A 25,533-nucleotide genomic window follows, 5' to 3' on the forward strand; every position below is an offset into this window, starting at 1 on the left:
AGCGTTCTAACCCTCCTTGCCACTCACGACCCCGACCCAGAAAGGTATATATCTTTATCAAACGGGCATTTTGCCGCGATGCGGTGTCTCTTGTGGACGATCAGGAGCAGGTGACCAGCTGACCCGCTCGCGTTTCGTCCTCTGGATGCGGTACTTGCACACGCAAGGACCGCATCCAGAGGACGAATTGCGCTCAGGGGAGGCCGGTGAGGGACTTCTCGAGGACCTCGTCGGACAGCGCGTGGTCGGAGATGTCGCCCGCCAGATACGCGCCATACGCCGGGAGGTCGAGGTGCGCGTGCCCGCACAGCGCGGTCAGAATCACCTTCTCATCCCCGGTTTCCTTGCACCGCAAAGCTTCCTGGATGCACGCGGCGAGCGCGTGAGTCGGCTCGGGCGCGGGGATGATGCCCTCCGCGCGGGCGAACCGCACGCCTGCCGCGAAGCAGTCCTCCTGCCCGATGGCGACCGCGTCGATCAGCCCGAGTTCGTAGATATGCGAGATCAGCGGCGACATCCCGTGGTAGCGCAGGCCGCCGGCGTGGATCGGGTCGGGGATGAAGTCGTGACCGAGCGTGTGCATCTTCAGCAACGGCGTCAACCCGGCGGTGTCCCCGAAGTCGTACGCGTACTTCCCGCGGGTGAGGGTCGGGCAGGCGGCCGGTTCGACCGCGCGGATCACCGGGTCCATCCGCCCGGCGAGTTTTTCGCGCAGGAACGGGAAGGCGAGCCCGCCGAAGTTGGATCCGCCGCCGGTGCAGCCGACGAGGACGTCCGGGGTGTCCCCGGCCAGTTCGAACTGCTTGAGCGCCTCTTCGCCGATGATCGTCTGGTGCAGCAGCACGTGGTTGAGCACGCTGCCGAGCGCGTAACGCGTGTTCTCCGCCCGCGCCGCCTGCTCGACCGCCTCGCTGATCGCGATGCCGAGGCTCCCGGTCGAGTCCGGGTCCGCGGCCAGGATCGCACGACCGGATTCGGTCAACTCGGACGGGCTCGGATGCACCGTCGCGCCGAAGGTCTCCATCATCAGCTTGCGATACGGCTTCTGGTCGAACGAGGCGCGGACTTGCCACACCTCACACTCGAGCCCGAAAGTGGCGCACGCGAACGCGAGCGCGCTCCCCCACTGTCCGGCGCCGGTTTCCGTGGTCAGCCTCGTGACACCCTCCGCCGCGTTGTAGAACGCCTGTGGGACCGCGGTGTTGGGTTTGTGCGAGCCGACCGGGCTGACACCCTCGTACTTGTAGTAGATGCGAGCGGGAGTGCCGAGCGCCTTCTCCAGCCGCCTCGCGCGGAACAGCGGCGACGGCCGCCAGAGCCGGTAGACGTCGAGGACCTCTTCCGGGATGTCGATGTATCGTTCGGTGCTGACTTCCTGGGCGATGAGCGCCTGCGGGAACAGGGGCGCGAGATCGTCCGGGCCGACCGGTTCACGGGTGCCCGGATGCAACGGCGGCGGTGGCGGCTCCGGCAGATCCGGGACGACGTTGTACCACCTGGTCGGCATGTCCGCTTCGTCGAGGATGTATTTCGTCCGCTCCGCCATTGAGCCTCCTCTGTCCGTCCCCTTCAACCTAAAGGGACGGACGGCGTCGCACCAGGCGTCACTACTACGGTGGGGGCATGGGGAATTTCGTACTGCTCGACGCACCGTCCAATCTCGGACTGCGCCCGCCCGCCGAAGGTGTGGTCCCCGGCTGCTACAAGGCTCCGGGCGCGCTGCGTGACCACGGTCTGCTCACCCGTTTGGGCGCGAGGGACGGCGGTGTCGTCACCCCGCCGCGGTATCTGCCCGCTTGGTCGCCCGGCAGCGGCGTGCGCAACGCGGCAGGGATCGCGACCTACACCGCGGCCCTCGCCGCACGGCTGGCGAAGATCCGCGCGGACGGCGGCTTCCCGGTGGTGCTCGGCGGCGACTGTTCGATCGCGCTCGCCGCCATGCTGACTCTGCGTCGCGAAGGACGCTTCGGCATCGTCTACTTCGACGGGCACGACGACTTCCGGCATCTCGGCAATTCCGACCACGTCGCCTCGGTCGGCGGTGAGGCCCTCGCCGTCGTCACTGGCCGTGGCCGGCCGGAACTGGCCGATGTGGACGGTCTGGGTCCTTACGTCCGGGACGAAGACGTCCTCGTGCTCGGAGTCCGTGCGGAGGAGTCCGCCGAGGCGCGGGAAGCCGGGCTTCGCGTCGTCACGAGCCAGGAGATCATGGCGTCCGGCACCGGCGGCGCGCTCGCCGCCGCCCGCGAGATCTTCGCGCCGCTGGACGGTTTCTGGATCCACATCGACATCGACACGCTCGATCCGGAATTCGTGTCCGCTGTGGACAGTCCCGATCCCGGCGGGCTCAGCCCGGACAAGCTCGTCGAACTGCTCCGCGGCCTGCTCGCCATCCCCGGCGTCGCCGGGCTGGAGCTGACCATCTTCGATCCCGACCTCGACCCCGACGGCACACAGGCCGCCCTGGTGGCGGACTGCCTCGTGCGCGCACTGGAAGGAACCCGATGACCAAGGTCACCGTCGCCGACGGCTCGTTCGACGCCCCGCTCTGGCTGCCCGAATCCGGCTCCGGCCCGGGTCTGGTGCTGATCCAGGAGATCTTCGGTCTCGACGACTACCTCAAGTCGGTCGCCGCCGACCTGGCCGCCCTCGGCTACATCGTCGCCGTGCCCGAACTGTTCTGGCGGATCTCCCCCGGCTGGTCGGCCACGCACGACGAAGCCGGGGTCTCGGCCTCGATGGCCGTCGCCGGCCAACTCGACCCGGCACGCGCCGTCGGTGACGTGCTCGCGACCCTCGCGACGCTGCGCGGGCTGCCCGGAACCGAGGGCCGCGCGGGCGTCTTCGGCTTCTGCCTCGGCGGTTCGATGGCCTTCGCGGCCGCCGCCGAGGGCGACCCGGACGTCGCGGTTTCGTACTACGGCTCGCGCGTTCCGGAGCAACTTCCCTTGCTGGACGAGATCACCTGCCCGATCCAGTTCCAGTTCGGTGGCGCGGATCCCTACATTCCCGTCGAGGGGGTGCGGAAGCTGGCCGAGGCGGTGGCTTCCCACGACGGGGCGGAGATCCACATCCACGAGGGCGCGGGGCACGCGTTCCACAACCATGTGGCGCCGATGTTCCATCAGCCGGAGCCCGCCGCGGCGGCTTGGGCGCTCACGCTGGAGTTCCTCGGGCGGACCTTCCCCGCGTGAGCCCGCACCACAAATGGCAGGCAATCTCCGGAATATGTCGGTGCCTCCCGGTAGTTTCCCCACCATGGCCACATTGGTGAGTTTTCACGCCCACCCCGACGACGAGTGCATCGTCGCGGGCGGCGTCATGCGCAAAGCCTTCGAGGAAGGTCACCGTGTCGTGCTCGTCGTCGCGACCAGGGGGGAGGTCGGCGAGGTGCCGGACGGTTTCCTCGACGACGGAGAGGAGCTGTGGCAGCGCCGCGTGCAGGAGACGCACGCTTCCGCCGAGGTCCTGGGGGCCAAGCGGGTGGAGTTCCTGGGGTACACCGATTCCGGCATGATGGGCGAGCCGCGCAACGACGTGCCCGGCACCTTCTGGCAGGCCGACGTCGAGGAGGCCGCGCAGCGTCTGGCCGCGATCCTGCGCGAGGAGCAGGCCGACGTCCTGACCGTCTACGACGACAACGGCGGCTACGGGCATCCGGATCACATCCAGGTGCATCGCGTCGGGATGCGGGCGGCCGAGCTGGCGGGCACGCCGCGGGTCTACGAGGCGACCAGCAACAGTGACGAGATGCGCCGCGGCATGGAGGAGGCGGTGCGGACCGGGCAGATGAAGGCGGAGGATCTTCCCGATTTCGAAGACGGTTCCGAGTTCGGCAAGCCGGAAGCCGTCCTGACGGCGAGGGTCGACGTCACCGCGTACCTGCCGTACAAACGTGCCGCGATGCGCGCGCACGCCAGCCAGATCAGTGAGGATTCGTTCTTCCTCGCGATGCCCGACGAGGCCTTCGCGCAGGCGTTCGGCGTCGAGTGGTTCATCCGCGCCGGGCAGGGGCCGGGCATCACCGAGACCGACCTGATGGCGGGTCTCTGACCGATGGGCATGTGCGGGGCGTACCTGCGGGTCACGCCGGACGAGTTGCGTGAACTGACCGAGGAGCCCGAGCGGTACTGGGCGTATGCCGAAAAGGCCGCCGGAACCGAGCGGGCGGTGGACATCGACAAGGCGTGGAACGCGCTGTGGTTCCTGGCAGGGCGCGCCGGGTTCGAAGTCGATTTCGTACTGGGCGGGACTTTGCTGGGGGAAGCGGACAGTGACGGGCCGCCGCGGCATTTCAGCGCGGAGGAAGTGCGGACGATCTCGGCGGAGATGGCGCGGACCGGGTTCGATCGGCTCTCGCAAGGCGTCGAGCTGTCGGTTCTCGAGGCCGAGGGGGTCTACCCGTCGATCTGGGACGAGCCCGACGCGCTGGATTACGTGCGCGGGTACTACGACGAACTGGTGACCTTCTTCGCCGGGGCCGCGAAGGCCGGAGAGCCTGTCGTCACGATCATCACCTGACGAAGGCAGCGGTCCGTGAAGGTCTCCTTGACTGGGGACCGGTTCGCCGAAGAACTGACCGGCTGGCGGNAGACCGTCCTTCCCGCCGAGTATCGCGTGCTCGAACTGCGCACGGTCGGCGAACTCGTCGACGCCATCCAGCGGCTGGCGGTGCGCGGGGCACCGGCGCTCGGCGCGGCGGGGGCGCTCGGTGTCGTGCTCGCGGCCCGCGCCGGGGGCGACGTCGAGGCCGAGGCGCACCGCGTCGCCCAGGCCCGGCCGACGGCGGTCAACCTGAGCTGGGGTGTCTCCCGCGCCCTCGCGAAGCTCCCGGACGGACCGGAAGCCGTCCTCGCCGAAGCGCTGGCGATCCTCGACGAGGACGAGCGGATCAATCACGAAGCCTCCCGGCTGGCGGCCGGAGTGGTGCTCGAACACTGCGGTCGGCGGCCGTTGCGGCTACTCAGCCACTGCAACGCGGGCCACCTCGCCACGGTCGCCTGGGGTAGCGCGCTCGGCGTCGTCTGGCATCTTCAGGCGCGTGGCCTGGTCGAGTCCGTGCTGGTCGACGAGACCAGGCCGCTGCTGCAGGGCGCTCGCCTGACCGCGTGGGAACTGGCCGAAGCCGGTGTCCCGTACCGGATCCAGCCCGACGGCGCGGCCGCCGCCGCGCTGGGCCGCGGCCTGGTCGACTGCGTGCTCGTCGGCGCCGACCGGATCGCCGCCAACGGCGACGTCGCCAACAAGATCGGCACCTACGGGCTGGCGATCGCGGCGAAGCACCACGGAGTCCCGTTCGTGGTCGTCGCCCCATCGTCCACTGTGGACAACGCGATGCCGGACGGCGCCGGGATCGTGATCGAGGAGCGCGATCCCGGCGAGGTTCTGGGTTTCGGTGGTACGAAGGTCGCTCCCGAAGGCGCCGAGGTGTTCAACCCGGCCTTCGACGTGACACCGTTCGAGCTGGTCACCGCGGTCGTCACCGAGCAAGGGGTGCTGCGCCCGTGAGCAGCTTGGTGAACAGAGCGGCCGTTTCCGCGTCGTCGTAGCTCAGCGGGAGCGTGTCGAAGTAGTAGCGGAGAGGGCCGGATCCGGTGCCCACTACCATCCCGAAATCGATCGTCCGCCCCTTCGCCCGCACGGTCCCGCGGTACTCCTGGAACTTCGTGCGCGGCCCCGCCGCCGCCTGATCGGGTGCCAGCCGGACGTCGGTCATCGCGCCCGAAAGCCTGCCGAGGTAGGCGAGATGGCACACCGGGTCCGTCACCGGCGCGGTCAGCCCCGGGCCGGTGAAGGCCGGGCCCGGTCGAGGACAGTTGTCGCCGATACCGGCGAAAAGCTCACGAAGGCCGTCGTTTTCGACCGGACGGAACCATTCCGTCCGATCGTGATAGCGACGGCCTTGGGTGACCTCGCCGTCCCCGAGCACCACCCGGTAGACGGCCGGGTACCGCACCATCCGGCCGTGGATCACCGCTTCGTTGGCCGCCTCGTAGAAGACGGCGTCGCCGTTCACCACGATCTTCACCGGGGTGAACCGGAACGTCGGGAACGCGCCGAGCAGGGTGCGCAGGTTGTTCTCGATGTTCGCCCTGCCTTGGATCGGCGCGGCGCCGCCCGATTCCGCGAGCGTGCCGTCGGCGGCGAAAATGGTGCCGTACAAACGAACGCGGGCTTCCCGCGCTTCGGGGGTGTCCGAGCGCATCGCCCCGAATTCGGTCTGTTTGGTGATGAAGGCGCAGGCGGACGGCGACACCGCGCCTTCGACCAGGTCTGCGAGTTGCTTCGGCATCGAGCAGTCCTCGGTCGTCTCGGCCACCGCCGCCCCGCTTCCCATCACCGTCGCTCCGAGGAGAACCGCCGCCACACCAAGGAATCTCTTGATCTTTCGCACCAGGTCACCTTGGCAAGAGCGACCACGCGAAGTCGATTACCCGGCAGGTAATGCCGGCTAGAAGGATTCGAGACAGGACGGCTCGCGGTCGGTGGCGAACGCGGCCGTCGCCCGGGAAACCGCGCCGGCGGTCCGCTCCTTGATCCGGCCCGCGGCGGCCAGCGTGCTGGGCCTGGTGCCACCGAGGAAGATCGCGCCGAGGTCGTCCACGCCCAGCTCGAGATCCGGCGCGTCCTCCACGCGCGTCACCTCGGCGTTCCCGTCGGCATCGGTGACGAGCCGCCAGTTCCCGGTGTTCCAAGGACAGAAGGTGTCGCGGACGCCGAACACCAGATCCACCGGAGCGCCGTAGCGGCGGGTGACGAGGCCACGGTCGACGTCGACCAGCCGGAGCCACAAGGAGTCACCGGCCGACCTGGTCATCTTTCGGGGGTCGGCGAGCAGATGGACGAGCGGCTCGTCGAGCGCCGCGTTCAGCTCTATCGTGCCGATCAGGTCATAGTCGAGCAGGAAGCGGTACAAGGTCGCGTACGTCCGCGGCGTGGTCGCGACGAGCTCCTGCAGGCTCAGCGTCCCGCGCGGACCTTCCTCGTCCCAATCGCTCTTCACCCGGTAGATCGCGTAACCGTCCGGCAGGACAGCGAACTTCATCCCCGACGAGCCCTTGTGCCGGACCTCCCGGTCGTCGAGGTTGAACTCCCACGCCGGCCCGGGCCGGTCGAGCGCGCCGACCCGCAGCTGCGCCTCCTTCTCGTAGATCGCTTTGATCAGCGGGATCGCCTCCGCGCGGGCGATTTCCCGCACCCGCTCGGTTTCGAGTTCGACGCCGGGCCGGAAGGCGGACTTCGCGCGCACCTTCGCGCGATGGAACTGCGCCGCGAGCCCGTAGCCGAAGCGGGGATAGATGGTCGCTTCGGAGGCCCACAGGGCGGCGATCGGCTCGCCGCCATCCTCGTGCAGGCCGTGCAACTGCGCGCGCATGACGCGGGTGAGCGCGCCGCGCCTGCGATGTCCGGGCGCCACCCCGACCGAGGTCACCGCGGCCAGCGGGGTCTGCCCAGCGCCGGGCACGGTGATCCGGCGGGTGAGCAGTTCACCCGTCCCGATGAGTTCGTTCCCGTCGAAGACGCCGTGCGAACGCTCGGGCTCGAAGACCAGCGCTTCGCGGAACCGCACGCCTTCCGTGTCGTCGGTGAGGAACGCTCGCGCGAGCATCGTGGCGAACGCGGGCAGGTCGTCGGTGGTCAGGGTGCGGAGGGTCAAGCCGTCATCGCTCACCCTGTCGTCGTACGCCTCTTCACCGACGACCGCCACGTATTAAAGAGCGGTCATCAGGGCCGCGGCCCGATCACCTCACCCTTTTCCGTCACCTCGATGGCCATCGCGGGGCACGAGTCCGCCGCGTCCAGCACCGTCTCGTCCGGCTCCACCTCACCCGTGACCACCGTCGCCGTGGCACCTTCGAGTACGAAGACCTCCGGCTTCAGCGCGGCGCACATCCCCGAGCCGATGCACGTATCGCCATCGACGTCGACTTTCCAGCTCATGCTCACCATCCGATCGGCATGGAGCGGGGCCCCCGCACCAGCATCTGCGTCTTCCACACGATATCGCCGTCGAGGTGCAGTCCGGGGAGATCTCGCAGCAACGCCCGCAAGGCCTCCTGCAATTCCAGCCTCGCCAGCGGGGCGCCGAGACAATGGTGCACGCCGTGCCCGAAACCGAGGTGAGGATTGGACTCCCTGCCGAATTCGAGGGTGTCCGCCGACGTGAACTGGAGCGCGTCCCGGTTCGCGGCGCCGATCGCGACCATCACCGGCTCGCCTTCCTTCACGAGCACGTCACCCACCTGGATGTCTTCGGTGGCGTAGCGGGCGAACCCCGCCCCGGCACCCAGGGGGATGAACCGCAGCAGTTCCTCGACCGCGGCCGGGATCAGGTCCAGGTCCGCGCGGAGGCGGGCGAGCTGGTCCGGCTGTTCGAGCAGGGCGTAGACGAAGTTGGGGATCTGGCTGGCGGTGGTCTCGTGCCCGGCGATCAGGATGCCGATGCACATGTCGACCAGTTCCAGCTCGCTGAGCCTGTCGCGGACGTCGCGCGCCTCGATCAGCGCGGTCATCAGGTCGTCCTGGGGCTCGGCGCGATGCTGCTCGACGAGCACGTGCATGTACGCCCGCAGCTCGTCCTGATTCGCCATCATCTCTTCGGTGGTCAGCGGGCTGGTCGAGAGCGCGGCGTCGCTCCACACGCGAAACTTGGGCCGGTCCTCGACCGGGACACCGAGCAGCTCGCAGATCACCGCGACCGGGATCGGCAGCGCGTAGTCCTCGACCAGGTCGGCGGGCTGTCCCTTGGCCTTCATGTCCTGGATCAGGCCCGACGCCAGCTCGGCGACGCGCGGCCGCAGCAGTTCGACGCGGCGCATGGTGAACGCCTTCGCGACCAGCGTGCGCAGCCGGGTGTGATCCGGCGGGTCCATGCTCAGGATCCCGCCGGGCCGCCTGCCCGGCGCCATTCGCGGCTCGTCCCGTTCCACCGCCATCGCGCGGGAGAAGCGCCGGTCGCCCAGCACGAACCGCGCGTCGGCGTACCGGGTGGCGAGCCACGCCGGCTCACCGTGCGGAAGACGGACCCGGAGCATGCCCTCGGTGGCGCGGGCCGCCGCGTACGCCTCGTTGAGTTCGAGCCCGGCGTCTTCGTTGAAGGGATAGGCGACGAATTCGGTGTCTGTGGTGGTCATTTGTCCGGAAACCCCCCGGCTCGGCGGTTTGTAAGCAACTGCTTACAACGCTAACCATGATCACGGTGAGCGTCAATGCGCCTACCGTGCGACGTACGGCTAGCCTTTGGCGATGACGGAAGAACCGCAGGTCCGCAAGCGCGACGCGGCCGCGACCAGGGCTGCCCTGCTCGACGCGGCGGCGGCTCTCTTCGCCGAACGTGGTTTCGACCGGACGACCGTGCGCGACATCGCGAAACTCGCCGGAGTCAATCAAGCCTTGCTGTTCCGCTACTTCGGTTCGAAGGACGCGCTGTTCGAGGAGGTCCTGGCGCGCGGCGGACGCGAGCAGATCGCCACCACCCCACCGGACGAACTGCTCGGGACGGCGTTGCGCAGCATGCTGGAATCCGACACCGGCCGCGACCGCACCCTCGACGCGTACCTGCGCTCGACGGGGCACGACAGCGCCGCCGCCGCGGTCCGGCGGCAGCTCGGCGAGGAGTACGCCAAGGTGCTCGCCACGCTGACCGACGCCGAAGACGCGGACCTGCGCGCGGACCTCGTCCTCGCCTGGCTGCTCGGGATCGGCCTGGTCCGCGACATCACCGGCAAGGAACCGCTGGCCAGCGCGGATCCCGACGACGTCTGCCGTCTGGTGCTCGGCGCGGCGCGGACCCTGCTGGAGCGCAGCGGCTAATTACGTCGCCGTCCACAGCGCGCTGCTCTACGGTCGTGCCGTGATCCCGTTTCCGCCTGCCGGCACCGAAGCCGAGTTCGACGCGCTGACCAGGCAAGACCTCCTTCCGGCGGTGAGGTCGCTGGGGTTCGGCGAAGTCGTGCCGTTCACCGAGGGTTCGCTGCCGGTCTACGCCGTCGGCGACGATCGGGTGCTCAAACTGTTCCCGCCGGTGCATCGCGACGAGCTTCCCACCGAGCGGACGATGCTCGAGGTCCTGCACGGGAAACTGCCGATCCCGACCCCCGCCGTGCACGACACCGGCGAACGGGACGGCTGGGGTTACGTGCTCATGGAGCGCCTGCCCGGCGAAACACTGAAGGACGCTTGGCCGAAACTGTCCACGGAGGACAAGCACCGGCTCGCTCCAGAACTCGGCGAGGCGCTGGCCGCCCTGCATTCGCTGCACGACCCGCGGTTCGACGTCCTCGGCCCGCCGGACTGGGCCGCGTTCGTCGCCGGGCAGCGCGCGAAGGTCGTCGAGCACCACCGCCGGACCGGGCTCGACGAGGCCTGGATCGGCCGGATTCCGGCGTTCCTCGACTCCGTCGATCTCGGCAGCCCGCCGATCGTCCCTCTGCACACCGAATTCATGCGTGACCACCTCATGGTCGCCCATGACGGCGAACGCCCGCGACTGACCGGGCTCTTCGATTTCGAACCGGCGATGCGGGGTGCGGCCGAGTACGACTTCGTCGCCGTCGGCCTGTTCGTTTCGGGCGGGGACAAGGACTTCCTGCGGCGGCTACTGGCCGGATACGGCGTCGAGCCGGACGAGGAGTTCTCCCGGCGTTGCCTGGCATACGCTCTTCTGCACGTCTACAGCAACTTCACCTGGTACTTCAGGGTTCTTCCGGCACCGGAGGAACCGACGCTGGAGAGCCTCAGCCGGGCTTGGTGGTAGCCCACGTCACCGGCACGGCTTCCGGGCCGCGGATCGAGAGCGGCGGACGCCAGGTGATGGCCGAAGCGGGGACCGCGAGATCCAGCCCCGGCAGTCCGTCGAGCAGCGTCCGGAACGCGATCTCCCCTTCGAGCCGGGCGAGTGCGGCCCCGAGGCAGAAGTGGAGGCCGTGCCCGAAACCGAGCTGCGGCGCGTTCCGGCGCCGGATGTCGAACCGCGAGGCGCCGGGGAAGGCGGCTTCGTCGCGGTTCGCCGCGCCGGTGTGGGCCAGCACCGCCTCGCCGCGCCGGACCAGACCGGCGCTCAGCTCGACGTCCTCCAGCGCGACCCGGAGCAGCGACGCGTCGGCTGGCCCGTCGAACCGCATGATCTCTTCGACGGCCCCTGCGGTCAGACTCGGATCCGAGCGCAGCGCGGCGAGCTGATCCGGGTTTCCCGTCAGCAGCACGATCCCGGTCGCGATGAGGCTGACCGTGGTCTCGTGCCCGGCGAGCAGGAGCTGGGTGGCCAGATCGATCAACTCGGCCTCGGTGAGCCGATCGCCGTCCTCGTCGCGAGCGTGCACGAGGACGCTCAGCAGATCCTCCCCCGGCGTCGCCCGCTTGACGGCGACGAGCGCCGCCATGTCGTCCGCCCCGTCACGCCGGGCCTGCGCCACTTCGGCCGGGCTGTACGCCATGGGCGTGACGATCACGCGTGACCACTGGCGAAACCGTTCCCTGCCCTCGAAAGGCACGCCGAGGATCTCGCACATGACCGCGGTGGGCAGTGGAAAGGCGAACATCTCCACCAGATTCACCGGCGGACCGTGTTCGGCCATCGCCCGCAGAAGCGTGTCGGCGATCTCCTGGATCCGCGGCCGCAGCCCGGCGATCCGGCGGACGGTGAAGGCCTGCGCCGTCAGCTTCCGCAGCCGCGTGTGATCCGGCGGGTCCATGTTCAGGATGCTGTGCTCACCGGTGGAGAAGTCGCCGGGTTCGATGAGGCACGGCGCGCCGGGCGCGAGCAGGTTCCGGGAGAACCGCGTGTCCGAGAAGATGAGCCGGACGTCCTCGTACCGTGTCACCAGCCAGCCTTCGCAGCCGCTGGGGAAGACGACCCGGGACATCGGCGGGTACTCGGCGTAGATCGCGCCCATCGGGGTCGCGGGATCGTCCTTCGCCGCGGGATACGTGGCTGTCATGGAGCATGATGATGAGCGGCGGGCGGGGTGGCAGGAAGGATCCGGCCGGTCACCCGCCCGAAGAGCCGAAGATCCTTCTCACTCGGTGATAATCCCGCGCAGGAACTCCAGGTAGCCCGGTCGTTCCGTCGCGGGCAGGAGCGTTCCGCCACTCGCCCGTTGCGCCTGGATCAAACCGATGAAGGCCGTGTACGCCAGCAAGCCGCGATGCCGGGCTTCGGTTTCCGGGCGGCCCATTTCCCGGAAGCACCGGACGATGAAGCCGACGCGTCGCGCGGTGACTTCGGCGAGGAGCGGGCCGATCACCGGGTCGCCAGCGTGGGCGAGCAGCGCCGGCTCGGCCCGCTCGTCGTCCTTGGCCCCGAAGACGAGCGCGAAGAGCTCACGCAGCCTTCGCTCCGGATCCGAGATCCCGTCAAGCAGCGTGATCAACGCCTCGGTGTCCTGCTCGGCCCACCGGCGCACGGCGGCTTCGACCAGCGCGCCCCGATTCGCGAAATGCCAGTAGAAGCTGCCTTTCGTAGTCCCGAGTTTCGCCGCGAGGGGCTCGACGGCGATCGCGGCGACCCCGCCATCGCACAGCGCTTCGAGCGCGGCGTCCGCCCAATCCTCACGCGCGAGCTTCCGTTTCACGCCCCGTACGCTACCGTATGGAAAAACATACGGCACCGTACGGAGGCGGCCATGCCCTTCGGATCACCCGCGAACTGGGGCGCGACCCCGGAGGAACGCCGCCGCGCCCAACCGGCGGACATCCTGCTCGACGGCCCTCTCGCCCGCTTCGACCGCGCGGTCACCGTGCACGCGCCCGCCGCGCTCGCCTACCGCTGGCTCTGCCAGATCTCGGTCGCGCCCTACAGCTACGACCTGCTCGACAACCTGGGGCGCCGCAGCCCGGACAGCCTCACCCCCGGCGCCGACGAACTCGCTCCCGGCGACACGCTGATCGTGTTCGAGCTGACCGAGGTCGACCGCGGGCACAGCCTCACCGGGCGGACCTTCGCCAAGTCCGAGAACCTGTTCGGCCCGGTGGCCGCCACTTACTCGGTCGAACCGATCGACGAGAAGTCGTGCCGCATGCTGTGCCGCATCGTCGTGACGTCGAAGGGATTCCGCGGCCGCCTCAAGGAGTTCCTGCTCGGCTGGGGCGACCTGGTCATGATGCGGAAGCAACTGCTGACGTTGAAGAAGTACGCCGAACGTGACGCGCGCCTCGGTCACGTCTCGTGAGTGGTGAGGACGGTTCTAACCGTCCTCACCACTCACGAGGTCGGCAACGCGCGCCGCAGCAGTTCGGCCAGGTGCACTGCCCGCCGTCCGTCGAGCTGCTCGATCTGCGTCCGGCAGCTGAAGCCGTCCGCGACCACTTCGGTGCCCTCGGCCGCGGCACGGATCGCGGGCAGCATGCGGTCTTCGGCGCAGGCGACGGAAACGTCGTAGTGCCCGCGTTCGAAGCCGAAGTTGCCCGCCAGTCCACAGCAGCCGGAGTCCATTGTGGAATTGTGGACACCCGCGGCGCGCATCGCGGCCTCGTCGGCGTCGAAGCCGAGCACGGCGTGCTGGTGGCAGTGCACCTGGCTGAGCACTTCGACGTCCAGCGACCGGAATTCGAGCGGCGAGTCCTCGACGAGTTCGGCGAAGGTCCTGGTCCGTTCGGCGAGCAGTTCCGCGACCGGGTCGCCGGGCAGGAGCGCCGGGAGATCACCGCGGAAAAGAGCCGTGCAACTCGGCTCCAGACCGGCTACCAGGTAGCCGGAGCGCAGGTACGGTTCGAGTACGGAAAGCGTGCGGCGCAACACCTTCTTCGCCGCGTCGAGCTGTCCGGTGGACACCAGGGTCAGCCCGCAGCAGACGCCGCGATCGGGCAGGACGACGTCGTAACCGGCGGCGGTGAGCACTTCGGCCGCGGCGTCGAGGACGTCCGGGGTGAGGTAGTTGTTGAAGGAGTCGGGCCACAACACCACGGGCCGCGAGCCGGTCGCCCAGCGCTTCAAATCGGCGCGGCGTCGCGTGAACGGCGCAGTGGCGAACGTCGGCAGCTCCCGTTCCGGCGCGATCCCGCCGAACTTCTTGAGCAGACCGGAGAACCGGCGTGACATCGTGTTCGCCAGCCGGGGCGCCAGCGACGCCGCGCGCAGCCACAGCGGCAGCCAGCCCATCGAGTAGTGCGACGCCGGGCGCAGCCGTCCCTTGTGGTGCTGGTGCAGGAACTCCGCCTTGTACGTCGCCATATCGACGTCGACCGGGCAATCGGACAGGCATCCCTTGCACGACAGGCAGAGATCCAGTGCTTCGGCGACTTCTTCCGAGCGCCAGCCGTCGGTGATCAGCTCACCGTTCACCATTTCGGCGAGCAGATGCGCGCGTCCCCGCGTCGAGTGCTTCTCCTCGCGCGTGGCGCGGTAGCTCGGGCACATCACGCCCGGTCCGGTGGTGTTGCGGCATTTCCCGACGCCGACGCAGCGCCGCATCGCCTGCCCGAAGTTCCCCCGGTCCTCCGGGTACGCGAGCGCGGTGACGTCTTCGAGGTCCAGTGGCGCGCGCCGGACGCGGAGATCGGCGTCGACCGGCCTGGGGTTCACCAGGATGCCCGGGTTCATCATACCCACCGGATCGAAGATTCCCTTGAACCGCGCGAAAAGCGCGAGGATTTCGGGGCTGTACATGCGGGTCAGCAGTTCCGAGCGGGCCTGCCCGTCGCCGTGTTCCCCGGAGAGCGAGCCGCCGTGCGCGGCGACCAGGTCCGCCGCCTCTTCGAGGAACGACCGGAATCCGGCGATCCCTTGGGGTGACAGCAGATCGAAGTCCAGCCGCAGGTGCAGGCAGCCCTCACCGTAGTGGCCGTAGACGACGCTCTTGCGGCCGTGCTCACGCATGAGCTGCTTGAACTCCCGCAGGTAGGCGCCCAAACGCGCGGGCGGGACGGCCGCGTCCTCCCAGCCGGGCCAGGCCTCCTCGCCCCCGGCCAGCCGCGTCGCGAGACCGGCGCCCTCCTCCCGGATCCGCCACAGCCGCTTCTGCGCGGCCGCGTCGTCCAGCAGCGCGGATCCGGTCAGCGCGCCGCGGAGTCCGTCGATCAGCCCGCGCGCCTTTTCCGGATCGGCCATCTCGACGAACAGCCACGCGCCACCCGGCGGAAGCCCGTCGGCGCGACCGGGCTCCAGCAGGGCGACGAGGTCCGCGTCGACGCCCTCGACGGTCAGCGGCGACCACGGCAGGATCGCCGGGACCGCGTCGGCCGCGGCGATGTCGGACTCGAAGCCGAGCACCGCGAGCACCTTGCGGCGCGGCACCTCGGCGAGGGAAACCGTCGCCTCCAGCACCGTGACGCAGGTACCCTCGCTGCCGACGAGCGCCTTGGCGACGTCGAAGCCGTTCTCCGGTAACAGGTGCTCCAGCCCGTACCCGGACACCCGCCTGCTGAACGAGGACAGCTCGGTCCGCAGTAACGCCAGGTTGTCGTGGACGAGCGCGCGCAGCTCCGAGAAGACCCGGCCTTCCGTGCCGGGCATGGCCGCCCTCGCGTCCACTTCGGACGGCGAGGTCGGCCCGACGGTGAGCCGGGTGCCGTCGTAGAGCAGCACGTCCAGCTCCCGGACGACGTCGACCGTGCGACCCCAGGCCACCGAATGCGATCCGCAGGCGTTGTTGCCGATCATCCCGCCGATCGTGCAGCGCGAGTGCGTCGACGGGTCGGGGCCGAACCGGAGGCCGTGCGGCGCGGCGAGCCGCTGGAGGTCGTCGAGGACGGTTCCGGGGGCGACCCTCGCCGTGCGTGCCTCCGGATCGAGGTCGAGGACGCCGCCGAAGTGGCGTGACGTGTCGATCACGACGCCCGGCCCGCACGAGTTGCCCGCGACGCTGGTGCCGCCGCCGCGGGCGATCACCGGCAGCCCGGCCTCCCGGCAGGCCTCGACGGCCGCGATCACCTCGTCGACGCTCCGCGGCAGCACCACCCCCTTCGGCACGTGCCGGTAGTTGGAGGCGTCGGTCGTGTACAGCGCCAGTGTCGCGGCGTCGGCCAGGATCTCCACGGGTCCATTCAAGACAACCGCGGGCGAGAACGCATCGGCGAACCTCTCCGGACGGGTGTGTCGGAAACCACGTCGGATATGCGATCGTGAGCGCGTGACGGCGAGACGGCACGCCGCTGAAGACCTCGCCGCCGAGCACAGCGCGGTGCTCGGCGGGCTTCTTCGCGAGCGCGAAGAGCTGCTCGCCACCCTCGACCGGGTCGCGGCGCTCAACGGCACCGCGCGCCTGATCCGCGAGTCGATCGGCACGCATTCCGGCTTCGTCGCCGAGCTCACCGGGCCCGAACAGGCGGTGATCCGCTGGATGTCGGGCACCCGCACGGACGCGCTGCAGGACCTCGCCGTGCCCATCGGCCAAGGAATCGGCGGGCGGGTGCTCGCGCTGGGCAAGCCGGTGAGGGTCAACGACTACGTCAACTCGCCGAGCATCACCCACCAGTTCGACGCGCAGGTACGCGGTGAGGGCCTCGCCGCGATGATCGCCGTCCCGATCGTCAGCGGGACCGAGACGGTCGCCATCGCGTACGCCGCCATGCGCGAGCGCCGCGACTTCGGCGACGACGCGGTCCAGTCCCTCGAAGACATCGCCACCGAGGCCGGCCGGGCGCTGAAACTGGCGTCGGTCGCCGAGTCAGACCGTGAGACCGCGCTGTCCGCCGAGCGGCTCCGGATGCAGAGCGCGCTGCACGATTCGGTCGGCGCGCTGCTGTTCTCCATCGGCGTCCAGGTCCGGAACCTGCACGAGGACATCAGCGACAATCCGGCGCTCGAATCGCGGCTACGACGGCTGGAGGGCGACGTGTCGGCCGCGTCGAGGGCGCTGCGCGAGTCGCTGCTGGCGTTGTCGGAGTCGAGCCCGGAACGGGCGTTGCCGGTGGAGCTGGCCGAGCACTGCCGCTCGTTCCAGGCCCGCTGCGGCGTCCCGGCGCGCTTCGTCCAGCTCGCCCCGGTGCCGCGGCTGGACGCCGAACGCACCGGCCTGCTGGTGGCGGCCGTCCGGGAAGGCCTGCTCAACGTGGAGAAACACGCCGACGCGCTGTCCGTCGTGGTCAGCCTGCTGCCCAGCGACGACGGCGTGCAGGTGGTCGTCGCCGACGACGGGACCGGGCATCGCTCCGAAGACGAGGAGCCCGAGCCGGGGACCAGGATGGGGCTGCGCGCGCTGGCCGAGCGCGCCGCGCGGCTCGGTGGCCGGGTCAGCCTGGTCCGCGACGAGGACGACGGGTGCACGCTGCGCGCCTGGGTGCCGGAACCGTGCCGTCGCCGGTGACGGTCCTCGTCGTGGACGACCATCCGGTGGTCCGCGACGGGGTGAGCCTGCTGCTGCGCTACGACCCGGCGATGACCGTGGTCGGCTCGGCCGAGACCGGCCGGTCCGCGATCCGGCGGGCGGGTGAGCTGAAGCCGGCGCTGATCCTGCTGGACCTGCGGCTGCCGGACATGCTCGCGCCCGAGGTCATCGCGGAGCTCCGGCGCGTGCACCCGGCCGGGCGGATCGTGGTGTTCACGGCGCACGGCGACCATCAGGGCGTCCGGGCGGCGTTGGACTCCGGGGCGCACGGCTGCCTGCTCAAGGACGTCGCCGGGACGGATCTGGTGGCGGCGCTGCGGCAGGTGCTCAAGGGTGAGCGCGTCGTCGATCCGCGCATCTTCCCCGACGACGGCCAGCGGTCCGACGCGCTGGCCCGCAGCGGCCTGACGCGGCGTGAATACGAGGTCCTGCGGCTGGCGGCGCAGGGGCAGACGAATCCGGAGATCGCGGAATCGACCGGCCTGGCGCGGAACACCGTGAAGACCTATTTGCAGTCCGCGCTGCACAAACTCGGCGCCCGGAACCGCGTCGAGGCCATCGGGAAAGCCTCCGAAGCCGGCCTCCTCTAGCGGGGGCTGAAGGGAACTTTCCCCGCATGCGACGCGGTGAAAGCTCCCTTCACCGCGTGAGATGCGGCTATGGGCCCCTTCAGCGCCTGTGTCCGTTTTGTAGCCGTGTGGGTCTCCAGGTGGGGGTAACGCGGCGGAGGGTGCCCACGCAGGATGACCGCCACCGATCGTGACTCGGGTCACACGGATGGAGGAGGCGGCTTGCTGAGTGTCCGTGATCTTCAAGTGCGGTACGGCCGATCGGTGGCCGCACTGCACGGGGTCGACCTCGACGTTTCACCTGATGGAGTACTGGCCGTCCTCGGCAGCAACGGCGCCGGGAAATCGACCCTCCTGCGTACGGTTTCCGGCACGCTGCGTATGCACCGCGGCTCGGTTTCCGCCGGCGAGGTGCGCTACGACGGCAAACCACTGACCAAACTGGACCCGGCCCGCATCGTCGGTCTCGGCGTGGTCGGCGTCCCCGAGGGCCGTCAGGTCTTCGCGCGGATGACGGTCGAGGAGAATCTGCGCGCGGGCGGGATCGGCGCCCGCTCCCCCGGGCAGCGCGCCGCCGCGCGCAAACGCGTCGACGAGCTCTTCCCGGTCCTGGCCGAGCGGGCCAAACAGCGCGCAGGCCTGCTCTCCGGCGGCGAACAGCAGATGCTCGCGATCGGCCGCGCGCTGATGTCCGGCCCGCGGCTCCTCCTGCTCGACGAACCTTCGCTCGGTCTCGCACCGAAGATCGTCGAGCGGATCGGCGACATCATCCGCGAGATCCACGAACAGGGCACCGCCGTGGTGCTGGTCGAGCAGAACGCCGTGATGGCGTTGCGCGTCGCCGATCACGCGATCGTCCTGGAGGTGGGCCGGGTCGCGCTCGCCGGGACGACGGCCGAACTCGCGGCGAGCGAGGAGGTCCAGCGGCTCTACCTCGGCGGCCACGCCGAATCGCAGGCCACCGCCGAAGCCGAAGCCGCCGACGCCCGCAGGCAGCTCGCGGGCCGAAGCCTGTCGAGGTGGGCCGGATGACGCCGCCCGAGCTGCGCGTCGAGAACGTGACTCTGCGCTTCGGCGGGATCAGGGCGCTCGACGACGTCTCCTTCACCGTCGGTTCCGGTTCGCTGCACGCGCTCATCGGGCCGAACGGCGCCGGCAAATCCAGCTGTTTCAACGTGATCAGCGGGCTCTACCGAGCGAACACCGGCAGTGTCCGGCTCGGCGACGCCGTCCTTTCCGGACTCCCGCCGCACCGGCTGGCGGGTCTCGGCGTCGGCCGGTCGTTCCAGAACGCCGCCCTCTCCCCCGGCTCGACCGTGCTCGACAACGTCATGCTCGGACGGCACGCGCTGACCAAGGGCGGCTTCCTCGCCTGCGGGCTCCGGCTGCCGTGGACGGTCCGCGCCGAACGACGGCATTCCGCGCGGGTGCGGGAGATCTGCGACTTCCTCGGGATCGGCGCGCTGGTGGATCTCCCGGTCGGCGCGCTGCCCTACGGCGCGGTGAAACGCGTCGACCTCGCCCGCGCGCTCGCCGTCGAACCGGTCCTGCTGCTGCTCGACGAACCCGCGGCGGGCATGAACGCGACCGAGACCGCCGAGCTGGCCGGGACGATCCGCGACGTCCGCGACGAGCTCGGCATCTCGATTCTCCTGGTGGAACACGACATGGGACTGGTGATGGGCATCGCGGACCGGGTCACCGTCCTGGACTTCGGCAGGCGTATCGCCGACGGCACACCGGCCGAGGTCCAGTCGGACCCGGACGTGATCAGGGCATATCTCGGCACGGAGGCCACGGCGTGAACACTTTCCTGCAACTCGTGGTCAACGGACTCGGCAAGGGCGCGGTGTTCGCGTTGCTGGCGCTGGGTTTCGTGATCATCTTCAAGGCCACCGAGGTGGTCAACTTCGCGCATGGATCACTCGTGCTCTTCGGCGGCTACCTGGTCGTCGTGACGCGCGAATCGCTCGGCTGGGCGGGCGCCTCACTGGTCGGCATCGTGTCGGCCGGTCTGCTCGCCCTCCTGCTGGAACGGTTCCTGTTGTCCCGCTCGCGGCACGCGGACGCGAACAGCCTGGCGCTGCTGACGATCGGCGTGGACGTGATCATCACCGAGGAGATCGTGCGCCGCCTCGGCGTCACGCTGCCGTTCCTCGGCGACGCCTGGGACGCGCGACCGTTCCAGATCGGCGGGATCACCCTGTTCCGCACGCATCTGGTGGCGCTGCTCGTCGCCGCCGTGCTGATCACCGCGTTCACGGTGGCGTTCAAGTACTCCAACTGGGGCGTCGCGATGCGGGCACAGGCCGAGAACCGCGAAGCCGCCGCGCTGATGGGAATCCGCAGTTCCCGGGTGACGGCGACGGCGTGGGTGGTCGCCGGCGTGCTCGCCGGGGTCGCGGTGCTCTTCATCGCCACGCAGGACTTCTCCGGCGCGGGCCTGTCCCGCGGCACGCACTCCATCGCGCTCGCGGCGTTCCCCGCGGCCATCCTCGGCGGGCTCGACTCGACGGCGGGCGCGGTGGTGGGCGGCCTGGTCGTCGGACTGGTCGAAGCGCTTTCGGCGCAGTACGTGTCGTTCGACTTTTCCAAGAGCGCGGTCTTCCTGGTGATGCTCGTGGTCCTGGTGGTGCGGCCGTCGGGGTTGTTCGGGACGAGGGAGAGCACACGTGTCTGACACCGCCGTGAAAGCCCCACCCGCCGCCCCGCCGACACCGCCCGCGAAACGCGACCGGCGACGGCTGGTCAAGGCGCTGGCCTGGATCGCGCTACTCGTCGTCCTGCTCGCGATCCCGCTGTACCTCGACGCCGCCTGGCTGAAGGCCGGGCAGTACATGATGATCGGCGGGGTCGGCGCGATCGGGCTGACCATGCTGGTCGGGCAGGCCGGGCAGTTGTCCCTGGCGCACGCGTTCTTCCTGCTGGCGGGCGCGACCGGGTACACCGTCCTTTCCGGACCGGTCGACGACGAGCGCGTGTTCGGACTCGGCCTCGATCCCGGGCTGTCGCTGGTCGGCGCGGTGGTCATCGCCGCGCTGCTCGGCTTGGCGTTCGCGCCGGTTTCCGGACGGCTGCGCGGGATCTATCTCGGTGTCGCGTCGCTTTCGCTGGTGTTCCTCGGGCTCTACTTCGGACAGTCTGCCGAGACACTGACCGGCGGGACGTCGACCGGGCGCAGTCCCGAACCGTTCTCGCTGTTCGGTTTCCCGTTCACCAACGGCGGCCCCGAAATCGAGCTGATGGGCGTGCCGATCCGGCAGGCGGAACGGCTCTGGTACCTGTTCCTGCTGCTGACCGTGCTCGCGTTCGTGGTCGCCAAGGCGGCTGTGCGCAGCCGGGTCGGCCGGTCGTGGCGGGCGGTGCGGGACAACGAGGCCGCCGCGTCCGTGATGGGCGTCAGCGTCACGCGCGCCAAGGCCGGCGCGTTCGCCGTCTCGTCGGCGTACGCGGGGCTCGCCGGCGCGATGACCGTGCTGTGGTTCGACATCCTCAAACCCGACGAGAGCGAATTCGGCACGTACGGCATCAACATCTCCATCGCCTTCCTGGCCATGGTGATCATCGGGGGACTCGGCTCGGTGCCCGGCGCGCTGGTGGGCGCGCTGATCGTCAACGGGCTGCCGCAGGTGCTTTCGCTGTACTCCGCCGATCTCGGCTGGTTCTCCGGAACCGGCGACGGCGCCCTGACCCCGATCCTGGTCAGCTCGTTCGTCTACGGCGCCGCGATCATCCTCGTGGTGCTCTTCGAACCGGGCGGGCTCGCCGCGATCGGACGCCGGATCACGTCAGCAAGGAAACCTCATCTCCCGGAGGAGCAAGACAAATGAAGCGCACATATCCGGCCGTCGCGCTGGCGGCGGTCCTCGCCCTCTCGGCGTGCAGCACGAAGGCGGGCGACTCGGGGTCCTCGGGGGCGGACGGTTCGGGCGTCAAGACCGACAAAGGAGTGACGGCGTCGGAGATCACCCTCGGCGTGATGACCGACAAGACCGGGGTGTTCAAGAACCTCGGGCTCGGCATCACGCAGGGGAACGAGTTGTGGGCCAAGGACTTCAATGCCGCGGGCGGGGCCTGCGGCCGCCAGGTCGAACTGGAGACCGTCGACCACGGCTACAAGGCCGACACGGCGAAGACACTGTATCCGCAGATCGAGCCGAAAGTCCTCGGCTTCGTGCAGCTGCTCGGTTCGCCCGTGGTGGCCGCGCTGAAGCAGAACATCGCGTCGGACAAGACCGTCGCCGCGCCCGCGTCGTGGTCTTCGGAACTGCTCGACAACCAGTACGTGATGATCGTCGGGACGACGTACGACCTGGAGATCATCGACGGGCTGTCGTACTTCCAGGAACAGGGCCTGGTGAAGGACGGCGACACGATCGGGCACGTCTACATCGACGGCGAGTACGGCAAGAACGGGCTGCGCGGCTCGCAGTTCTACGCGAAGAAGCACAATCTGACGGTCAAGGAGGTCAAGGTGACCTCCACGGACAACGACCTCACCAACATCGTCACCGGACTCAAGGGCGACGGCGTCAAGGCCATCGTCCTGACCACCACGCCGGCGCAGACCGGTTCCGCGCTCGCGGCGAACAAGGCGCTCGGGCTGAACGTTCCGGTGCTCGGCAACAACCCGGTGTTCGACCCGGTGCTGCTGAAGAGCCCGGCGGCGAACGCGCTGGACAAGCTGACGATCGTCGCCAGCAGCGTGCCGTTCTCCGCCGACCTCCCCAAGGCCAAGGACGTCGCGACGAAGTACAAAGCGACGTACAAGGAGACCCCGAACGGCGGGATCCCCTACGGCTACGCGGTCGGCGAGGTCTGGGGCACGGTGCTCAAGAAGGCCTGCGAGAACAAGGACCTCACGCGGGACGGCATCGCCGCGGCGTTGAAGCAGACCACGTCGGCGAGCACGGGTGACCTGGTGGCGGCGCTGGACTTCTCGAAGGCGGGCACCCCGGCGACACGCCAGGTGTACGCGGCGACACCGGACGCGTCGGCCGAGGGCGGGGTCCGCTACGTCAAGCCGCTGTTCGAGGCTCCCGAGGCGAAGGAGTACGTGGCCCCGCACCAGAAGTGAGTCTCGCTTCGGCGAGTGCGTCCGCTTCGGCCAACGGTGTGGTGCCGTTGGCCGAAGCGGCGTCCAGGATGCGTTGCGTCGTCGCTTCCAGGGTTTCGACGCGGGCGAGCGCCTCGGCGTGGGTGAGGTTCTCCTTCTCGCGGCCGAGTGTGTAGACGACTCCCCCGGCGCTCGCGACGAAATCGGGGATCCACAGGATTCCCTTCGCGGCGAGGCCTGCCGCCACCGTGTCGTCGGTGAGCTGGTTGTTGGCCGGGCCGACGACCAGCGGCGCGGCGACCTCGGTTCCCGGGCCGAAGACCCCGCCCAGGGCGGCCGGGATCAGGACGTCGGCTTCGATGCCGAGCACCTGGTCCGGCCTCACCGGCTTCAGGCCTTGTTCGCGGGCCGCGGCGAGGCGTCGTTCGTCCACATCGGACACGACGACCTCGGCGCCCTGCCCGGCGAGTCCGGCGGCCAGGTGGGCGCCGACCGAGCCGTATCCGCTGAGGACCACCTTGCGGCCCTTCATCTCGTCGTCACCGAAGACCGCCCGCGCGCCCGCTCGCAGCGCGGCGAGCACGCCGACGGCGGTCGGCCCGCTCGACGAACCGGTCCCGCCGTGCTCCTCGGGAAGGCAGAACACGTGCGGGGTCCGCTCGCGCAGCACGAGCATGTCGTCCGGGCCGGTTCCGACGTCCGGTCCGGCGAGATACGCGCCGTCGAGTGACGCGATGAGGTCGGCGTGGTCGAGCAGGATTTCGCGCCTCAGCTCGGCGGTCGGCACGGCGTCGAGGGCGACGACACTCTTGCCGCCGCCGAAGTACAGGCCCGCGACCGCGCATTTGCGCGTCATCGCCGCGGACAGCCGCAGGACGTCGTCGATCGCGTCGTGGACACGTGGATAGACCTTGAACCGGCAGCCGCCGACGGCCGGGCCGAGCGCGCTCGAATGCACGGCCACCATCGTGGTCACTCCGGACCGCTGTCCCCTCCGGACGACCAACTCCTGTACGGACATTTCGCTTCCTCCCACGCATTCAGTCGGCTGATTGCGCTGAAGCTAGGCTGATTCCCAGGCTTACCGAGGAGTTGCCGAACGTTATTCGGCAGATGAGGTCAAGGAGCAGGCGTGGACGAACTTGATTCGGCGATCATCCGGGAACTCCAGGCGGATGCGCGGCAGTCGAACCGCGACATCGCCCGCAAGGTCGGCGTCGCGCCGTCGACCTGCCTGGAACGGACGCGGCTGCTGCGGGAGCGCGGAGTCATCCGCGGCTATCACGCCGACATCGACCTGCGCAGCCTCAACCGCGGCGTCCAGGCGATGGTCTCGGCGCAGGTGCGGCCCTTGAGCCGGGAGGTGATCGACTCCTTCCAGCGTTCGGTCGCGGAATTGCCGGAAGTCCTTTCGGTCTTCGTCACCGCCGGCAGCGACGATTTCCTGATCCATGTCGCCGCACAGGACGTCGATCAGCTCCACGCATTCCTCGTGGATCGTTTGGCGAAGCGCAAGGAGATCATCGGCTTCCGCAGTTCGATCATTTTCCGGCATCTGCGCAAGACCGAACTGGAACCGCTTCCGCCGCGAATACCGGGTGATACCCCTTAGTGGACGACTCGCCGCCCTTCAGTCCGCCCGAAATCCCGGACTTCGCAGCCAAGGAGACGGAAACTGTCGGGGGTATGGGTTTAACTGGTCAGTGCGGGACGGAAAGGAGGCACGCCATGGACCTTCGGACGGACCTCAACCATCGTGAGCGGGCCACCCTGAGAGCCGTGGCCGAGGGCCACGCCGAGATCAGCTGCAGCCGCGAGCCGGACCTGTTCGTCGACGGCCTCGCCTGCTGCGACCAGCACACCGCGCATCGCCTCGCCCATCTCGGCCTGGTGGCGCCCGCCAGGGACGGCCGGTGGGGCGAGCGCGTTCCGGCCCTGCTCACCGACGCCGGAGCGGCCGCGTTGGACGATCTCGCGGGCCCCGGAGCGGCCGCGTAAAACGGGTTGCCGAGAGGGCTCCCCGGCGCCATGCTCTGCCGATGCGTGTCTTTCTGGAGACCGAGCGGCTACTGCTGCGACAGTTCACCGGCGCCGACGTCGACCCTCTGTTCGCGCTCTACGACGACCCCGAAGTCATGCGCTACCTCAATGGGGGCGAACCCGCCGACCGGGCGGAGATCGAAAACCACGACCTTCCCGCCTTTCTCGGTTACCACGAGCGTTTCCCCGGTTACGGGTTCTGGGCGGCGATCGAGAAATCGAGCGGGGATTTCCTGGGGTGGTTCCATTTCCGACCGTTGCGCGGTCACCACACCGATGATCCCGAGCTGGGTTACCGGCTGAACCGGTCGTCCTGGGGCAAGGGGTATGCGACCGAAGGTTCGCTGGCGATCCTGGAGAAGGGGTTCACCGAATTCGGGGCCCGGCGGATCTGGGCGGCGACCATGGCGGTGAACCTGGGGTCCCGGCGGGTCATGGAGAAGATCGGGATGCGGCACGTCCGGACCTTCCACGAGCACTTCGACAACCCGATCCCCGGCACCGAGGAGGGCGAGGTCGAGTACGCGATCACGCTGGAGGAGTGGCGGGCCCGCGTCGGCCTCGTGAGTGGTAAGGACGGTTAGAACCGTCCTTAGATCGGAAG

27 protein-coding genes are annotated in these 25,533 nt (G+C 69.3%); 18 read left to right on the forward strand and 9 right to left on the reverse strand.

The genetic code is table 11. The annotated features are described in order from the left end of the window. Window positions 1–193: 193 nt before the first annotated feature. Window positions 194–1,546 carry a TrpB-like pyridoxal phosphate-dependent enzyme gene (locus LCL61_RS22440; RefSeq protein WP_340681511.1) on the reverse strand — a complete coding sequence of 451 codons (1,353 nt, stop codon included), beginning with the start codon at window positions 1,544–1,546 and terminating at the stop codon, window positions 194–196. Window positions 1,547–1,623: 77 nt separating this feature from the next. On the opposite strand from LCL61_RS22440, the gene LCL61_RS22445 reads away from it, so the two are divergent. The 5 genes from LCL61_RS22445 (at window position 1,624) to mtnA (ending at window position 5,508) form a co-directional block, all read left to right on the forward strand. Further along, window positions 1,624–2,508 (forward strand): arginase family protein, encoded by an 885-nt coding sequence (locus LCL61_RS22445; protein WP_340681512.1) that lies wholly within the window; start codon window positions 1,624–1,626, stop codon window positions 2,506–2,508. Further along, window positions 2,505–3,194 (forward strand): dienelactone hydrolase family protein, encoded by a 690-nt coding sequence (locus LCL61_RS22450; protein WP_340681513.1) that lies wholly within the window; start codon window positions 2,505–2,507, stop codon window positions 3,192–3,194. The genes LCL61_RS22445 and LCL61_RS22450 overlap by 4 nt, the downstream gene beginning before the upstream one ends. Before the next feature lie 64 nt (window positions 3,195–3,258). Continuing rightward, window positions 3,259–4,053: a PIG-L family deacetylase gene (locus LCL61_RS22455; RefSeq protein ID WP_340681514.1), complete on the forward strand. Its 795-nt coding sequence runs from the start codon at window positions 3,259–3,261 to the stop codon at window positions 4,051–4,053. 3 nt (window positions 4,054–4,056) lie between these two features. After that, the gene (locus tag LCL61_RS22460; RefSeq protein WP_340681515.1) at window positions 4,057–4,521 is read left to right on the forward strand and encodes a YfbM family protein; all 465 of its coding nucleotides are present in this window, start codon (window positions 4,057–4,059) and stop codon (window positions 4,519–4,521) included. 27 nt (window positions 4,522–4,548) lie between these two features. Next, a complete protein-coding gene (gene mtnA, locus LCL61_RS22465) occupies window positions 4,549–5,508 on the forward strand; it encodes an S-methyl-5-thioribose-1-phosphate isomerase (RefSeq protein WP_340688650.1) in 960 nt (319 codons plus the stop codon). On the opposite strand, the gene LCL61_RS22470 is transcribed toward mtnA, so the two are convergent. Genes LCL61_RS22470 through LCL61_RS22485 form a run of 4 tightly spaced genes read right to left on the reverse strand, consistent with a single transcriptional unit; the run spans window position 5,480 to window position 9,134 of the window. Then, complete coding sequence (locus LCL61_RS22470) at window positions 5,480–6,394, reverse strand: nuclear transport factor 2 family protein (RefSeq protein WP_340681516.1); 915 nt, start codon at window positions 6,392–6,394, stop codon at window positions 5,480–5,482. The genes mtnA and LCL61_RS22470 overlap by 29 nt on opposite strands. A 57-nt stretch (window positions 6,395–6,451) precedes the next feature. After that, window positions 6,452–7,708 carry a GNAT family N-acetyltransferase gene (locus LCL61_RS22475; protein WP_340681517.1) on the reverse strand — a complete coding sequence of 419 codons (1,257 nt, stop codon included), beginning with the start codon at window positions 7,706–7,708 and terminating at the stop codon, window positions 6,452–6,454. Between the two features lie 17 nt (window positions 7,709–7,725). Beyond that, on the reverse strand, window positions 7,726–7,941 hold the full coding sequence (locus LCL61_RS22480) for a ferredoxin (protein WP_126735463.1): 216 nt from the start codon (window positions 7,939–7,941) through the stop codon (window positions 7,726–7,728). A gap of 2 nt (window positions 7,942–7,943) precedes the next feature. Continuing rightward, a complete protein-coding gene (locus tag LCL61_RS22485; protein ID WP_340681518.1) occupies window positions 7,944–9,134 on the reverse strand; it encodes a cytochrome P450 in 1,191 nt (396 codons plus the stop codon). A 112-nt stretch (window positions 9,135–9,246) separates the two neighbouring features. Here LCL61_RS22485 and LCL61_RS22490 point away from each other — a divergent pair, with 112 nt between their 5' ends. Further along, window positions 9,247–9,813 carry a TetR/AcrR family transcriptional regulator gene (locus LCL61_RS22490; RefSeq protein WP_340681519.1) on the forward strand — a complete coding sequence of 189 codons (567 nt, stop codon included), beginning with the start codon at window positions 9,247–9,249 and terminating at the stop codon, window positions 9,811–9,813. A 40-nt stretch (window positions 9,814–9,853) separates the two neighbouring features. Beyond that, the gene (locus LCL61_RS22495) at window positions 9,854–10,756 is read left to right on the forward strand and encodes an aminoglycoside 3'-phosphotransferase/choline kinase family protein (protein WP_340681520.1); all 903 of its coding nucleotides are present in this window, start codon (window positions 9,854–9,856) and stop codon (window positions 10,754–10,756) included. Here LCL61_RS22495 and LCL61_RS22500 read toward each other — a convergent pair. Next, a complete protein-coding gene (locus LCL61_RS22500) occupies window positions 10,737–11,939 on the reverse strand; it encodes a cytochrome P450 (RefSeq protein ID WP_340681521.1) in 1,203 nt (400 codons plus the stop codon). The two genes, LCL61_RS22495 and LCL61_RS22500, sit on opposite strands and share 20 nt — an antisense overlap. A 78-nt stretch (window positions 11,940–12,017) precedes the next feature. Next, window positions 12,018–12,572, reverse strand: coding sequence for a TetR/AcrR family transcriptional regulator (locus LCL61_RS22505; protein ID WP_340681522.1), 555 nt, complete (start codon window positions 12,570–12,572; stop codon window positions 12,018–12,020). A 51-nt stretch (window positions 12,573–12,623) separates the two neighbouring features. On the opposite strand from LCL61_RS22505, the gene LCL61_RS22510 reads away from it, so the two are divergent. Then, a complete protein-coding gene (locus tag LCL61_RS22510; RefSeq protein ID WP_340681523.1) occupies window positions 12,624–13,169 on the forward strand; it encodes a hypothetical protein in 546 nt (181 codons plus the stop codon). Window positions 13,170–13,201: 32 nt separating this feature from the next. On the opposite strand, the gene LCL61_RS22515 is transcribed toward LCL61_RS22510, so the two are convergent. After that, window positions 13,202–15,973, reverse strand: a complete 2,772-nt coding sequence (locus LCL61_RS22515) for an FAD-binding and (Fe-S)-binding domain-containing protein (RefSeq protein ID WP_340681524.1) — start codon at window positions 15,971–15,973, stop codon at window positions 13,202–13,204. A 94-nt stretch (window positions 15,974–16,067) separates the two neighbouring features. Between LCL61_RS22515 and LCL61_RS22520 the strand changes: the two genes are divergently transcribed. The 7 genes from LCL61_RS22520 (at window position 16,068) to LCL61_RS22550 (ending at window position 22,910) form a co-directional block, all read left to right on the forward strand. Then, window positions 16,068–17,243 (forward strand): GAF domain-containing sensor histidine kinase, encoded by a 1,176-nt coding sequence (locus LCL61_RS22520; protein WP_340681525.1) that lies wholly within the window; start codon window positions 16,068–16,070, stop codon window positions 17,241–17,243. Next, a complete protein-coding gene (locus LCL61_RS22525) occupies window positions 17,198–17,854 on the forward strand; it encodes a response regulator (protein WP_233621725.1) in 657 nt (218 codons plus the stop codon). The genes LCL61_RS22520 and LCL61_RS22525 overlap by 46 nt, the downstream gene beginning before the upstream one ends. 201 nt (window positions 17,855–18,055) lie before the next feature. Then, on the forward strand, window positions 18,056–18,865 hold the full coding sequence (locus LCL61_RS22530; protein WP_340681526.1) for an ABC transporter ATP-binding protein: 810 nt from the start codon (window positions 18,056–18,058) through the stop codon (window positions 18,863–18,865). Then, window positions 18,862–19,638: an ABC transporter ATP-binding protein gene (locus tag LCL61_RS22535; RefSeq protein WP_340681527.1), complete on the forward strand. Its 777-nt coding sequence runs from the start codon at window positions 18,862–18,864 to the stop codon at window positions 19,636–19,638. Before LCL61_RS22530 ends, LCL61_RS22535 begins: the two co-directional genes overlap by 4 nt. Continuing rightward, window positions 19,635–20,513 carry a branched-chain amino acid ABC transporter permease gene (locus tag LCL61_RS22540; protein ID WP_340681528.1) on the forward strand — a complete coding sequence of 293 codons (879 nt, stop codon included), beginning with the start codon at window positions 19,635–19,637 and terminating at the stop codon, window positions 20,511–20,513. Before LCL61_RS22535 ends, LCL61_RS22540 begins: the two co-directional genes overlap by 4 nt. Then, window positions 20,506–21,663, forward strand: a complete 1,158-nt coding sequence (locus tag LCL61_RS22545) for a branched-chain amino acid ABC transporter permease (RefSeq protein WP_340681529.1) — start codon at window positions 20,506–20,508, stop codon at window positions 21,661–21,663. The genes LCL61_RS22540 and LCL61_RS22545 overlap by 8 nt, the downstream gene beginning before the upstream one ends. Beyond that, complete coding sequence (locus tag LCL61_RS22550) at window positions 21,660–22,910, forward strand: ABC transporter substrate-binding protein (protein ID WP_340681530.1); 1,251 nt, start codon at window positions 21,660–21,662, stop codon at window positions 22,908–22,910. Before LCL61_RS22545 ends, LCL61_RS22550 begins: the two co-directional genes overlap by 4 nt. Here the strand turns inward: LCL61_RS22550 and LCL61_RS22555 are convergent. Next, on the reverse strand, window positions 22,852–23,910 hold the full coding sequence (locus LCL61_RS22555; protein ID WP_340681531.1) for a Glu/Leu/Phe/Val dehydrogenase dimerization domain-containing protein: 1,059 nt from the start codon (window positions 23,908–23,910) through the stop codon (window positions 22,852–22,854). The two genes, LCL61_RS22550 and LCL61_RS22555, sit on opposite strands and share 59 nt — an antisense overlap. Window positions 23,911–24,021: 111 nt before the next feature. On the opposite strand from LCL61_RS22555, the gene LCL61_RS22560 reads away from it, so the two are divergent. The 3 genes from LCL61_RS22560 (at window position 24,022) to LCL61_RS22570 (ending at window position 25,513) form a co-directional block, all read left to right on the forward strand. Next, window positions 24,022–24,501, forward strand: a complete 480-nt coding sequence (locus tag LCL61_RS22560; RefSeq protein WP_125681177.1) for an Lrp/AsnC family transcriptional regulator — start codon at window positions 24,022–24,024, stop codon at window positions 24,499–24,501. A gap of 116 nt (window positions 24,502–24,617) precedes the next feature. After that, window positions 24,618–24,887 carry a hypothetical protein gene (locus LCL61_RS22565; RefSeq protein ID WP_340681532.1) on the forward strand — a complete coding sequence of 90 codons (270 nt, stop codon included), beginning with the start codon at window positions 24,618–24,620 and terminating at the stop codon, window positions 24,885–24,887. 41 nt (window positions 24,888–24,928) lie between these two features. After that, window positions 24,929–25,513, forward strand: a complete 585-nt coding sequence (locus LCL61_RS22570; protein WP_340681533.1) for a GNAT family N-acetyltransferase — start codon at window positions 24,929–24,931, stop codon at window positions 25,511–25,513. Window positions 25,514–25,533: the final 20 nt, after the last annotated feature.

This window comes from Amycolatopsis coloradensis (assembly GCF_037997115.1).
GTDB lineage: Bacteria > Actinomycetota > Actinomycetes > Mycobacteriales > Pseudonocardiaceae > Amycolatopsis > Amycolatopsis coloradensis_A.

What these genes read in the sequence shown, in the direction of transcription:
- LCL61_RS22460 (WP_340681515.1), top strand. Translation starts at nt 4,057, where the DNA reads ATGGGCATGTGCGGGGCGTACCTGCGGGTCACGCCGGACGAGTTGCGT.
- LCL61_RS22510 (WP_340681523.1), top strand. Translation starts at nt 12,624, where the DNA reads ATGCCCTTCGGATCACCCGCGAACTGGGGCGCGACCCCGGAGGAACGC.
- LCL61_RS22535 (WP_340681527.1), top strand. Translation starts at nt 18,862, where the DNA reads ATGACGCCGCCCGAGCTGCGCGTCGAGAACGTGACTCTGCGCTTCGGC.
- LCL61_RS22445 (WP_340681512.1), top strand. Translation starts at nt 1,624, where the DNA reads ATGGGGAATTTCGTACTGCTCGACGCACCGTCCAATCTCGGACTGCGC.
- LCL61_RS22490 (WP_340681519.1), top strand. Translation starts at nt 9,247, where the DNA reads ATGACGGAAGAACCGCAGGTCCGCAAGCGCGACGCGGCCGCGACCAGG.
- LCL61_RS22570 (WP_340681533.1), top strand. Translation starts at nt 24,929, where the DNA reads ATGCGTGTCTTTCTGGAGACCGAGCGGCTACTGCTGCGACAGTTCACC.
- LCL61_RS22550 (WP_340681530.1), top strand. Translation starts at nt 21,660, where the DNA reads ATGAAGCGCACATATCCGGCCGTCGCGCTGGCGGCGGTCCTCGCCCTC.
- LCL61_RS22485 (WP_340681518.1), bottom strand. Translation starts at nt 9,134, where the DNA reads ATGACCACCACAGACACCGAATTCGTCGCCTATCCCTTCAACGAAGAC.
- LCL61_RS22565 (WP_340681532.1), top strand. Translation starts at nt 24,618, where the DNA reads ATGGACCTTCGGACGGACCTCAACCATCGTGAGCGGGCCACCCTGAGA.
- LCL61_RS22440 (WP_340681511.1), bottom strand. Translation starts at nt 1,546, where the DNA reads ATGGCGGAGCGGACGAAATACATCCTCGACGAAGCGGACATGCCGACC.
- LCL61_RS22455 (WP_340681514.1), top strand. Translation starts at nt 3,259, where the DNA reads ATGGCCACATTGGTGAGTTTTCACGCCCACCCCGACGACGAGTGCATC.
- LCL61_RS22480 (WP_126735463.1), bottom strand. Translation starts at nt 7,941, where the DNA reads ATGAGCTGGAAAGTCGACGTCGATGGCGATACGTGCATCGGCTCGGGG.
- LCL61_RS22555 (WP_340681531.1), bottom strand. Translation starts at nt 23,910, where the DNA reads ATGTCCGTACAGGAGTTGGTCGTCCGGAGGGGACAGCGGTCCGGAGTG.
- LCL61_RS22450 (WP_340681513.1), top strand. Translation starts at nt 2,505, where the DNA reads ATGACCAAGGTCACCGTCGCCGACGGCTCGTTCGACGCCCCGCTCTGG.
- LCL61_RS22500 (WP_340681521.1), bottom strand. Translation starts at nt 11,939, where the DNA reads ATGACAGCCACGTATCCCGCGGCGAAGGACGATCCCGCGACCCCGATG.